The 12,429-nt window shown below is 46.1% G+C and carries 7 protein-coding genes; all 7 read left to right on the top strand.

The window, feature by feature from the left end:
• Window positions 1-14: 14 nt before the first annotated feature.
• The 7 genes from mobC to AC6H3C_RS23200 all read left to right on the top strand — a co-directional run bounded on the left by mobC (window position 15) and on the right by AC6H3C_RS23200 (window position 12,424).
• Window positions 15-2,024 carry a conjugal transfer protein MobC gene (gene mobC, locus AC6H3C_RS23230; protein ID WP_497518001.1) on the top strand — a complete coding sequence of 670 codons (2,010 nt, stop codon included), beginning with the start codon at window positions 15-17 and terminating at the stop codon, window positions 2,022-2,024.
• A 410-nt stretch (window positions 2,025-2,434) separates the two neighbouring features.
• Entirely contained in the window at window positions 2,435-2,998 is a 564-nt protein-coding gene (locus AC6H3C_RS23225; protein WP_497517999.1) for a Crp/Fnr family transcriptional regulator, read from the top strand.
• A gap of 84 nt (window positions 2,999-3,082) precedes the next feature.
• Entirely contained in the window at window positions 3,083-3,538 is a 456-nt protein-coding gene (locus AC6H3C_RS23220) for a hypothetical protein (RefSeq protein WP_497517998.1), read from the top strand.
• Window positions 3,539-3,544: 6 nt separating this feature from the next.
• Window positions 3,545-4,237, top strand: coding sequence for a DUF4386 domain-containing protein (locus tag AC6H3C_RS23215; protein ID WP_497517996.1), 693 nt, complete (start codon window positions 3,545-3,547; stop codon window positions 4,235-4,237).
• A gap of 591 nt (window positions 4,238-4,828) precedes the next feature.
• On the top strand, window positions 4,829-6,289 hold the full coding sequence (locus AC6H3C_RS23210) for a DUF3945 domain-containing protein (protein ID WP_497517994.1): 1,461 nt from the start codon (window positions 4,829-4,831) through the stop codon (window positions 6,287-6,289).
• A gap of 230 nt (window positions 6,290-6,519) precedes the next feature.
• Complete coding sequence (locus AC6H3C_RS23205; RefSeq protein ID WP_497517992.1) at window positions 6,520-6,966, top strand: DUF1896 domain-containing protein; 447 nt, start codon at window positions 6,520-6,522, stop codon at window positions 6,964-6,966.
• Window positions 6,953-12,424, top strand: coding sequence for a helicase-like domain-containing protein (locus tag AC6H3C_RS23200; RefSeq protein ID WP_497517990.1), 5,472 nt, complete (start codon window positions 6,953-6,955; stop codon window positions 12,422-12,424). The genes AC6H3C_RS23205 and AC6H3C_RS23200 overlap by 14 nt, the downstream gene beginning before the upstream one ends.
• The last annotated feature ends 5 nt before the right edge of the window (window positions 12,425-12,429 follow it).

Here is a 12,429-nt window from a genome sequence, read left to right as displayed (position 1 = left end):
AAAAAGCTAATAATATGCAACAGGAAGATGATTTGAGAGCTTTGGCAAAGGTTATGGACTTTATGCGTGCACTGAGTATTTTATTTGTGACCATCAATATTTATTGGTTTTGTTACCAGTCCATGGTCGGATGGGGCATCAATATCGGCGTAGCAGATAAAATACTCCTGAATTTCAACCGCACTACCGGGCTATTTGAAAACATCCTTTACACAAAACTTTTCGCAGTGGTGTTCCTGACTTTATCCTGTCTCGGGACAAAAGGGGTCAAGCAGGAAAAAATCACCTGGAACAACATTACTGCAATCCTTTTTGTTGGCTTTGTCCTTTTCTTTTTTAATTGGTGGCTGCTTGACGTGCCGTTACCACTTACCGCCAAAACAGCTTTCTACATCCTTGCTATGGCTGCCGGTTATCTCTGCCTGCTGGCCGGCGGTGTTTGGATGGGCCGTCTGTTGAAAAACAACATGATGGACGATGTTTTCAATACCGAGAACGAATCCTTTATGCAGGAAACGCGCCTGGTTGAAAACGGGTATTCGGTGAACCTGCCTACCCGTTTCTATTACAAAAAGAAATGGAACAATGGCTGGATAAACGTGGTAAACCCTTTCCGGGCAGGTATTGTATTGGGGACACCCGGCTCCGGTAAGAGTTACGCGGTGATCAACCAGTTCATAAAGCAGCAGATAGAAAAAGGGTATTCGCTGTATATCTATGATTTCAAGTTCCCCGACCTCTCGACAATTGCCTATAACCACCTGTTGAAGAACCAACGCGGTTACAAGAAAGTACCGACTTTCTATGTCATCAATTTCGATGACCCGGCACGCTCGCACCGGTGCAACCCCATTAATCCCTCGTTTATGAGCGATATATCCGATGCCTATGAAAGCGCCTATACCATCATGCTGAACCTGAACCGCACATGGGTGCAAAAGCAGGGCGACTTTTTTGTTGAATCGCCGATTATCCTGTTTGCTGCCATTATTTGGTATTTACGCATATACAAGGAAGGCCGGTATTGCACGTTTCCCCATGCCGTCGAGTTCCTGAACAAGCGCTATGAAGATATTTTCCCCATCCTGACCAGTTACCCCGAACTGGAAAACTACCTTTCTCCTTTTATGGACGCCTGGATGTCGGGGGCGCAGGACCAGTTGCAGGGACAAATCGCCTCGGCTAAAATCCCGCTTTCGAGGATGATTTCACCGCAATTGTATTGGGTAATGTCGGGCGATGAGTTTACGCTGGACATCAATAATCCCGACGACCCAAAAGTATTGGTTGTAGGGAACAATCCCGACCGTCAGAATATTTACGGTGCAGCGTTGGGCCTTTACAACAGCCGCATCGTAAAACTTATCAATAAAAAAGGACAGTTAAAAAGCTCGGTTGTCATCGACGAGTTACCTACTATCTATTTCAAAGGGCTGGATAACCTGATTGCCACAGCCCGGAGCAACAAGGTTGCTGTATTGCTCGGCTTCCAGGATTTCTCACAGTTAAAGCGTGATTACGGAGATAAGGAAGCAGCCGTAGTAATGAATACCGTAGGTAATATTTTCTCCGGCCAGGTTGTGGGCGATACGGCCAAAAATCTGTCGGAACGTTTCGGTAAAATTTTACAGAAACGCCAGTCGATGACCATCAACCGCAACGATAAATCAACTTCTGTCAGTACCCAGTTGGACAGCCTGATCCCGGCCAGTAAAATTTCCACGCTTACGCAGGGCATGTTTGTCGGGGCGGTTGCCGATAATTTTGATGAACGCATCGAACAAAAGATTTTCCATGCCGAAATTGTAATGGACCGTGCAAAGGTTTCCGCCGAAGCCCAAGGATACAAGCAAATTCCAATTATAACCAATTTTGTGGACGGGAATGGTGTTAACCGTATGAAAGAGATGATTCAGGACAATTACAACCGCATCAAGGAAGAAACAAAACAGATTGTCTCTGATGAGTTGAGCCGGATAAAGAATGATCCGACGCTTTGTTATTTGTTGCCACAAAAGCAATAATGACGAGATGGCTCAAACTAATTTTCCAGAGACGACAAAAGCATTCCCTGTAACCCCAGGGGCAGTAACCAGTGTGGCTGCGCAGCCGTTTTAACAATATTTTGAAACCAATAACTCTATGTTTTTTTTGTAAGTTTGTTACAGAAAAGGAAGAACTGTAGCCATAAGTGCCACAACCCGAAAACTTGCAGTAATACTTTGAAACATGATTGTGAATAAACTACCCTATAAACCACCAACGGATTACTTATTCTTAGATGAAAAAGAAAGCTAAAACTGGTGGTAAGAGTCAAAAAACAAATTGCTAAATTTGAACCGACCAAAGAGGATTTTGGATTTGCAACTAATTGATTAACAAACTTGGTGAAAAACGTTAGTCAGAATTTTAAAGCGACACCAACAGATAGCAAATGGAAAAACTAAAATCATATTTTGAAAGTGTAGGTTTTAACGACACAGACATTTGCAAAATAGTAAGTTGCTTTAAAAAACAACAGTTTGACAAAGGTGATTATTTTGTAAAAGAAGGCAAGAAATCTTCACAAATGGGCTTTATTGAAACAGGACAGTTTCAGTACTATTCTATTACCGGACAGGGTGAAGAACGAACCACATATATTTCTTTGCCAAATACTTTCGTGGCTTCATTATTAACTTATCTGACTGAAGCACCAGCAAGGGAAAATATTAGAGCCTTGACAAATGCTACACTTTGGATTATTGACAAAAAGGATATAATCGAATTACAAAATCAAACTCCAAGTTTCAAAGACTTTTACATCAAACTCATAGAATGGCAAATATGCTGTATTGACAAAGCGAAGTTTGACCTTATTACATTAACTGCCGAGCAACGTTATGAAAAAGTAATGAGGGAAGAACCTGAATTATTGCAGCAAATACCCTTATATTGTATTGCATCAATGTTGGGCATCACACCAAGACATTTGAGCCGCTTAAGAAATAAAATATAGTCAAAAATAACTTTTAGACATTTGTCTGGCAGATTGCTTCTCGATTGAGAGAGCTTTGCATCGTAAACAAAAATAAATTACGATATGCAAAAAAATCTCCTTTTGGCTTTAATGCTTGTGTTGACAAGTACAACCTTCGCACAAACACCATTTTCCAAGCACCAGTTTAGCATCAATGGATTTAGAAATCCGTCAATTGGTTTGGAATACCAGCAACGCCAATTGTCTATTCACGGTGGCTATTATGTTACTAATTTTACAAGTGACGTAACTACAGAATTTCTTAAAACAGGATTGACATATTGGTTTTTGCCGGTGGACAAAAAAGAAATGCCTTCTTCATTTTATGTTGGGGTATCTTATTTACGTGGGTTAACCAGAGAATACGAAAACAAAAATGCTTTTGCAGTTGAGGCAGGTTTCCGTTGGTACGCTTGGAAAGGTTTGAATTTTAGATTGGGAGTTATTGCTCTTACAGCCGGAAGACAAGACCTTAAAATTAACCCAACACCAAGTATTAGTTACTCATTCAAATTTTAATTCACTATGAAAACGGAAAAAACAATAGGCATTTTACTGATTATTGGTGCAATAGGAGTACTTGTCCCTTATACCATCTTGACAATCATTTTTGACTATCCAAACATCCTGCGACAAGAAACAGCGGTAATATTAACAAAATTTCACGAAGGTGGAATTCGCTTAATATGGAATTGGTGGGCATTTGCGATTTTAGGATTGCCACTCTTGGAAGCCTGCGTTTTGATAGGACAAAAGTTAGAACAAGAGTTTTACTTTGTTCGTTGGGCTACAACTTTGGGTGTAATTGGTTTGTTAGTACAAATAATTGGCTTATTGCGTTGGACTTTTGTAGTGCCTGTGTTAGCCAACAATTTTGTATCAGGAAATGAAATGGCGAAAGAAGCCAGTAAAGTTGCCTTTCAAATTGTACACCAATATGGTGGCGTAGTTTTAGGCGAACACATCGGACAGTTATTTACTATTGCCTGGACAATTATGATGACTTCTGCTTTTGCACAACTCAAACTATTTCCAAAATGGACAATTTGGCTCGGTTACATTTCATCTTTAATTTACTTATTAGCGCAAACAGAACTTTTTGCAACAGTTATGCCTAATATTCCTGTAATTGGTTTTGCAGGTTTTGTTGGTAGTACACTTTGGATAATTTGGCTTTTAGTAATTGGGGTAAAATTGTTAAAGAAAAAATTTGAATAGTAACACAAAGAAAAACGGAACATAAAAACAAAAAACAGCGTGTATAGTGCATTTGGCGGATAGTGCTAATTTCAAGGATATTACATCAAATAAACTTTGTAGCGGGATGACAGGTTCGTGCTTCGAATCGCCAACGACACCATTAACGAAAACCGTTAGCAAAACAAACATTCCAGACAGAACTTATTTTTCTTTTACTTGTCAGGCGGGTCAGGCTTCTTTTGACGGTATCCGGCTTCAACATTGGAAATGCTCCGGTAACTTCCGTAAGCGCGAAGGTTATCCCGCCCTTTTTTGAAGGTCTTCCACCCATTCCTTTACTGAATATTTACTGTTAGTATCCGTTTCGATTGCACTGCAACTGCAAAAATAGACAAAAAAATGTCTATTTTTGCAGTTGTGTTGAGAAATATTTTCTGTGTAATATCCATTATTCATACATTCACACCAAAGCGCCCTGTTTCTACGCCACAAACCACCACTACAGTTCCTCAAACTGCCATAATTCATATATCCATTTATTTGACAGAAAGTTACACTTATTTTCGTCCATGCATCAATAGTGGTGCAGAACTTAAAAACATTCGTAAGATGGACGAAAAAATCAGTAACGACGGCAAAAAAGTATTGCTCGTCAAAGATGCAAAGGACGGCAAAGTGAAAGCCGTTACCGGTATGGATGAAAAAGGCAGCATCCAGACCGGGGAACCGACAGCAAAAAACCAAAGCAGCCTCTTTGCAGTGAATACGAACGAAGCCATGCTGGAGGCGTTCTTCAAAAAAATGGTAGAACAGGCGCAGCAACCCTCTCACACGGGATTTTTCCTGGTGACAGAAAAGATGCTGGACAGGCTTATTAAAATCAACCTCGACCCCCACGAACTGGAACTGCACCGTGTCTACCCGGCAGAGTACCTCGAAAAGGTACAGAAACAGGACCCAAAACAAACGCAGGGTGGCGGGGAGGACACATCCCAAAGCGCTTTCCAGCCGATGGATGTCAGTAAAATAGACCGGCAGGAACTTCAAAAATATGGTATCAATGCCGCCGATCTGGAGCCACACCTGAAAGCAATGTCCTACGGGCACAAATCCCCGCAAATGATTTCCATGAACCCGGAACTGGAAGCGGGCACCCATGTTCCGACCAAAGGGCGCGTATCCCTGGAAGAACAGGCCGACGGCTCGCTCAAAATCATCCCGCATTACTGGCAGGAAAAGCCCAACCTGGATGCCCCTTTTCACGGGGTGTTGCTAAACGAAAAGGATAAGGAGAACCTGCGGCAGTCCTTCAACGCAGGCCGGGTGATTGAACTGGAACCTGCACCCAGACAAAAAATCCCGGCTTTCGTTTCACTTGACCGGCTTACCAACAAGCTCGAAGCCCTGCCGGTGGAAAACATTTCCGTTCCCAACAAAATCAAGGGGGCAGACCTTTCCGAAGACCAGCAAAGCAGGCTCGGCGCAGGTGAAAAGGTGCTTATCGAAAAAATGGTTTCCCGCACAGGCCGTTTCTTTGACGGGTATATCCAAATCAACGCTTCGGACAAAAAGTTTGATTTCACCTACGAGGGGCTCGACCGTAACCGCTATTCAAAAGAGAACAAGGAAGTCCGGAGCCAGCAGAAAGAAAACGCACCGGAAGGGGAAACAAAAAAACAAAAGCAACTGTTTATTCCCCAAAAACTGCTTGGCGTTGAGCTGACCGAAAAACAGCAGGAATCCCTCAAAGCAGGCCAGTCCACGTACATAAAAGGTATGCTGAAAGATGAGAAAGGCGAGCCGTTCAATGCATGGGTAAAACCCAATCCCGAAAAGATGAAATTCGACTTTTTCAGGTGGAACCCCGACAAAGCCAGAAAGCAGGGTACAGAAGTCACACCTGCTGAAGAAAGTAAAACACAGGTTGCCGTCAATAACGAGGGCAAAACCAACGAAGCGACCAGGAATGTCAGGGAACCGCTTAAACAGGGACAGCAAACGCCTTCGGAAAATCAGATGGAACAGCAGGTACGCAAGCCGGCTGAAAAGAAAAGCGGTATCAGAATCTGATTCCGGATTTCAGCCAGTTCCGGCTCAAACCCAAAGAAGATAAGTTCAACCGGGAATGGTTATATTTGCCACTGAATAGTCCGCTGCTTTCTTCGATAGGCATAACATTTCTTTGTTCGTTTATTGTTTGATGGATAACGGATATTTTAGTGGTGCGCTCCGGGTGGGAACCCGGGGCGCTTTTGCCTGGTATACCTTCCTTTTTTTTCAACCACTAAATATCCGTTATCATGAAAAATTCAAAAAATAGAACCGGGAAGGAGTTGTCCTATTACGGCTTATCCTTTCTTTCCTATCTGAAAGAAAATCACCCCGACCGTGCCGGCGACACGGCGTTTATCCGGGAACGCGCTGATGCTGCGGCAGAAACGTACAGCAATGCCATAAAAGACGGGCTGACACATACTGAGGCAGGGGAACTGGCGTCAGAGGTACTTTTCCGGGGCCTGCACTTTTCCCCTTACAACACCCTTGTCCATATCCTGTGGAACGAGTTCCCTAACGAGATAGCTGAAGAAAGGGCAAAGGAAATTGCCCTTCAAATCTTACCGCTTTGCAGTGAAGTACTGGACAAATACAACCTTTCGGATGACTTTGACGGTTCGCCGCAATACGATGGATTATATACCAAGCTGACAGGAACTGTCCAAATACTGCTCGAAGATGGCTTACAATAAAAAGGAGCACCTGCGGGCAAACATCGACGCGATAAGAACGGCGTTTACCCTTGACAGGGAGAGCAGGCATGCAACAGCCGCGGAAAAGGAAATACTTGCCCGCTATTCCGGTTTCGGCGCAATTAAGGAAATACTCGATCCGGTCCCGGCTACCGGCTCAGCCAATTCGCTTCTAAATGAACTGCATACTGTTTTACGGGAAAATACACGGGATGATAAAGAGTACAAACGCTGTTTCGACGGCCTGAAAAACTCCATCCTGACAGCATTCTACACCCCGCCGGAAGTCGTAAATGCTTTGGCCGGTGCACTCCTTGACCGTGGAATCCTACCGGCCCGCCTGCTCGACCCAAGCGCCGGGACAGGCATATTTGCCCGGACCTTTAAACAGCTTTCCCCGGACACCGAAGTAACCTGTTTTGAAAAAGACCCCGTAACCGGTATGATACTCAAGCACCTTCACCCGGAAGACAAGGTTAGGGTACAGGGCTTTGAAAGCATCGAAAAAAAGTATGCCGGTTATTACGATGCAGCAGCAAGCAATATCCCGTTCGGGGATGTGGCCGTGTTCGACCCCGATTTTCTTTCCGGCAGCGACCCGGCAAAAAAAATTGCCTCGCGTTCCATCCACAACTACTTTTTCCTGAAATCGGTGGATATGCTCCGACCGGGCGGACTGGTGGCTTTCATTACTTCGCAGGGGGTGCTGAACGCCCCGGCAAACCGTCCGGTGCGGGAGTACCTGATGTCCCGCTGCGAGCCGGTCTCCGTTATCCGGCTCCCCAACAACCTGTTTTCAGAACATGCAGGCACAGAAGTCGGCAGCGATTTCATTGTCCTGCAAAAAAGGGAAGAACCGGACCAGTCCCCGGAAGGTCGCGGTAAGCAGGAGTTCATCGAATCGCGCACCCTGTCCAACGGCATACCGGTCAGCAACAGTTTTAAAACCTTCGACCGGGTAGTCCATACCGATGCCAAAGCCGATACCGACCCTTACGGCAAACCGGCAATGGTATTCATGCATAGTGGCGGAATGGAGGGAATTGCCAAAGACCTGAAACGAATGCTTACAGAAGATTTTTCGCAAAACCTTAACCTGGATTTGTACCGCTCTTATGCCCCGCAACTGCCGGAACAAAGCACATCACAAAAGAATGAACAAACGGGTTCATCCGGGATCAAGCAGCCGGTTATAAAAGCGGCCCCGCAGTCAAGCGTTCAGCAGGAACCGTTGCTTACCCTTTACGACCTGTTCGGCTTTTCCCAGGAAGAGCGCAACCAGCACGGGCGTTTCAGCCGCAGAAGGGCACAACAGCCCAAAACACAGGCCAGGCAGGAAATCCCTTTTATGGACTGGCGTGAAAGGTTGCATTACCAGGGAATGCAAAAGGAAACGCAGCAGGAAGAAGAACTTCTCCAAAATGGTAAAAAATACCCCGAAAACGGTGTCCGGAAGGAAGAACAGCCTGAAAGCTTAAAAAGAGAGCGGGAGCAGTTCAAGCGGGAAGAAGTAATGAAGCCCGTACCGTTCAAAACTGAACTGTTGGCCCATTACCGGGAAGGTTCGCTGGTTTCTGACCAGGCTAACCGTATCGGCTATTTAAGGAATATCGAAGGCTTACAGCCCATGTTCCATCCATTGGACATTAATGCCATCCAAAAGCAGAAAATATCCCTCTACATTGAGATACGGGACACTTATCACCACCTCTACCGTAACGAAGCCGGGCGGATGGAAGCCAATCCCGCCCTTCGCGACATGCTGAACCACCTGTATGATGACTTTTCCCGCCGGTTCGGGCTGCTCAATGACAAGAAGAACCTTGACCTGGTTAAAATGGATGCAAGGGGAACGGAAATTTTATCGCTGGAACGCTACATCGACGGCAAAGCTGTAAAAGCCGATATTTTTAACCGCCCGGTAGCGTTCAATCCCAACGAGGTCACTTCTGTTGATAACCCGCATGAGGCGCTGGCTGCTTCGCTCAACAAGTATGCCGGGGTCAACCTGGGCTATATGGCTTCACTGACCGGCAACACGGTGGATGACCTGAAAGAAGAACTAAAAGGAACGGTTTATTTCAACCCTATGACTGGCGGGTATGAGGTGGCCGATCAATTTATTTCGGGCAACGTTATTTCCAAAGCGGACGAAACGGAACGTTTCCTTGAACGCAATCCCGGGCACCGCGAAGCTGAGGAATCGCTACGCGCCCTTCGGGAAGCTACCCCCAAACCCATTGCCTTCGACGACCTGGATTTCAATCTTGGTGAACGCTGGATCCCGACAGGCATTTATAACAAATATGCTTCGCACCTTTTTGATACCGAAGTTACCATTCACTACGCTTCCAGCCGTGATGAATTCAGTGTCCGATCCGACCGTACAAATATAAAGATTACCGACCAGTATGCCGTAAAATCACAAAACCGTACTTTCGACGGGCTGGCACTGATGAAACATGCTTTACAAAACACCTCTCCGGACATCACCAAAACAATACTGGTGGACGGCGAGGAAGTAAAGGTCCGGGACGGGGAAGCCATTCAGTTGGCCAATTCGAAGATCGATGAGATGCGAAACGGGTTTTCCGACTGGCTCCGGGAACAGTCGCCGGAGTTCAAAGACCGGCTGGCAGGCCTGTATAACCGCACCTTCAACTGTTTTGTCCGTCCGGCTTATGATGGTTCGCACCAAAACTTTCCGGAACTTGACCTGAAAGGGCTGGGCATTGACAGCCTTTACCGCAGCCAGAAGGATGCCATTTGGATGGACAAGCTCAACGGCGGCGGTATTTGCGACCACGAGGTCGGTGGCGGCAAAACGCTTATCATGTGTTGCGGGGCGTATGAAAAAAAACGCCTCGGGCTGGTGAACAAGCCGATGATTACCGGGCTGAAAGCCAACATCCACGAGATTGCCAAAACATTCTGCACAGCCTATCCCAATGCCCGTGTCCTGTACCCGGGCAAGGAGGATTTTACGCCCAAAAACCGGCAACGGATTTTCAACGAGATAAAGAACAACGACTGGGATGCCGTAATCCTTACGCACGAACAATTCGCTATGATTCCTCAGTCGCCGGAGGTCCAGCGTGATATCTTGCAGGCGGAGCTCGACAGTGTGGAAGAAAACCTGGAAGTCCTCAAAGGGCAGGGCAAAGAGGTTTCGCGCGCCATGCTGAAAGGTTGTGTGAAACGTAAACTGAACCTGGAAGCCAAACTCAAACAGGTTACCTTCAACATTGAAAGCCGGAAAGATGATGCCGTGGACTTCCGCCTGATGGGGATTGACCATCTGTATTTGGATGAATCGCACAAATTCAAAAACCTGACCTTTACCACCCGGCACGACCGGGTAGCAGGGCTGGGCAACCCCGAAGGCAGCCAGCGGGCGCTGAATATGCTTTTTGCACTGCGCACCATACAGGAACGCACATGCAGGGATTTGGGCGCCACTTTTCTTTCAGGAACCACCATTTCCAATTCCTTAACGGAACTGTACCTGCTGTTCAAATACCTGCGGCCAAAGGAACTGGAACGGCAGGACATCCGGACATTCGACGCATGGGCCGCTATTTTTGCAAAAAAAAGTATTGACTACGAGTTTTCGGTTACCAATGAAATCGTGCAAAAAGAGCGTTTCCGTTATTTCATTAAAGTACCGGAACTGGCGCAGTTCTATGCCGAGATCACCGACTACCGTACGGCTGCCGACATCGGCATCGACCGTCCAAAGAAAAGCGAAATCCTGCACAACATCCCTCCAACACCAGACCAGGTTGATTTCATTAACCGGCTGGTCCGGTTTGCAAAAACCGGGGATGCAACACTTTTGTACCGTGCCCCCCTGAACGAGCGGGAAGAAAAGGCAAAAATGCTGATCGCAACCGATTATGCCCGAAAAATGTCACTGGATATGCGCATGGTCGATCCCCGTTTTGATGACCACATTGACAACAAGGCGAGCCACTGCGCCCGGATGATTACCGGTTATTACCGGAAGTACAACGGGCATAAGGGGACGCAGTTCGTGTTCAGCGATTTGGGGACCTATAAACCGGGGGAATGGAACGCTTACAGCGAAATAAAGCGTAAACTGGTGGAAGATCACGGCATCCCGGCACACGAAATACGTTTTATCCAGGAGGCAAAAACTGAAAAAGCCCGGAAGATGATGATCGCCGATATGAACGATGGAAGAATCCGGGTGATGTTTGGCTCTACTGAAATGCTGGGAACAGGCGTAAACGCCCAGAAACGCGCCGTAGCCGTCCATCACCTGGACTGCCCCTGGCGTCCGTCGGATTTGGAACAGCGCGATGGACGGGCCATACGAAGGGGCAACGAAATAGCCAAAACGGTTGCCGGGAACCAGGTAGACGTTATCCTTTATGCCGTGGAAAAATCGTTGGATGCCTATAAGTTTGGGTTATTGCATAACAAGCAGCTTTTTATCCGCCAGCTAAAAAACAACAGCCTGGGTTGCCGTACCATTGATGAAGGTGCGATGGACGAAAAAAGCGGCATGAACTTTTCCGAATATGTGGCCATTTTATCAGGCAATACGGAACTGCTGGAAAAAGCAAGGCTGGAAAAGAAAATAGCCGCCCTGGAAAGCGAACGCCAAGCTTTTGTCAGGGGTAAATCATCCAGCCGGTATAAGTTGGAGAACATTACACAAACGGTTGAAAAGAATATGGGACTTATTGAGCGTATCTCCAAAGATGTGGAAAACTTTAAATCCCGCGTCCAGACAAACGAAGATGGTTCATACCATAACCTGGTACAATTGGACGGCGTTACCGGCAGTGATTTCAACATAATCGGTAAAAAGCTGAATGAAATTGCCGATACAGCCAGGACACATGGTGCACATGAGCCGATTGGAAATTTGTACCGTTTTACGCTTTATGTGAAAAGTGAAACAACCAATAAAGACGGTCTTGATTTCATACAGAACCGCTTCTCTGTTCGTGGCGACGGTGAAATATTCTATCATTACAATAACGGGCAGATGGCAGTTGACCCCAAGCTGGCTTCGCAAAACTTTCTGCATGCTTTGGTGGATAATATGCCGCGCCTGTTGGAACGGTATAAGGCGGATAACGAACGACTGTTAAAAGACATTCCCGTTCTAAAAGAAGTGGTGGAAAGTACCTGGCGAAGGGAACCGGAATTGTCTGCTTTAAAAGTTGAACTGTCGACACTGGAAAGAAAAATCCGGCAGTCACTAAAATCCAACGGTGAAACGGAAGGGCGAAATGCTATTTCGGACAATGAAGCGGTAAGCAAACAAATGCTTACAACCGTGGAGCAAAATCCGGAAGGACCGGCTAAAATACCGGAACGCTTGCAGAAAATTGCAGAAGCTTCTGACGGACGAATTGTTATCGCCGGTATTGGTTATTCGGCGAAACCGGATAATCCCATTGTTTCAAAAGGATTGAAAGTATAGCATAC

Source organism: Gaoshiqia sp. US2 (assembly GCF_059705485.1).
This window is presented reverse-complemented; position numbering and strand designations above follow the sequence as displayed.

What these genes read in the sequence shown, in the direction of transcription:
- AC6H3C_RS23205 (WP_497517992.1), top strand. Translation starts at nt 6,520, where the DNA reads ATGAAAAATTCAAAAAATAGAACCGGGAAGGAGTTGTCCTATTACGGC.
- AC6H3C_RS23220 (WP_497517998.1), top strand. Translation starts at nt 3,083, where the DNA reads ATGCAAAAAAATCTCCTTTTGGCTTTAATGCTTGTGTTGACAAGTACA.
- mobC (WP_497518001.1), top strand. Translation starts at nt 15, where the DNA reads ATGCAACAGGAAGATGATTTGAGAGCTTTGGCAAAGGTTATGGACTTT.
- AC6H3C_RS23215 (WP_497517996.1), top strand. Translation starts at nt 3,545, where the DNA reads ATGAAAACGGAAAAAACAATAGGCATTTTACTGATTATTGGTGCAATA.
- AC6H3C_RS23200 (WP_497517990.1), top strand. Translation starts at nt 6,953, where the DNA reads ATGGCTTACAATAAAAAGGAGCACCTGCGGGCAAACATCGACGCGATA.
- AC6H3C_RS23210 (WP_497517994.1), top strand. Translation starts at nt 4,829, where the DNA reads ATGGACGAAAAAATCAGTAACGACGGCAAAAAAGTATTGCTCGTCAAA.
- AC6H3C_RS23225 (WP_497517999.1), top strand. Translation starts at nt 2,435, where the DNA reads ATGGAAAAACTAAAATCATATTTTGAAAGTGTAGGTTTTAACGACACA.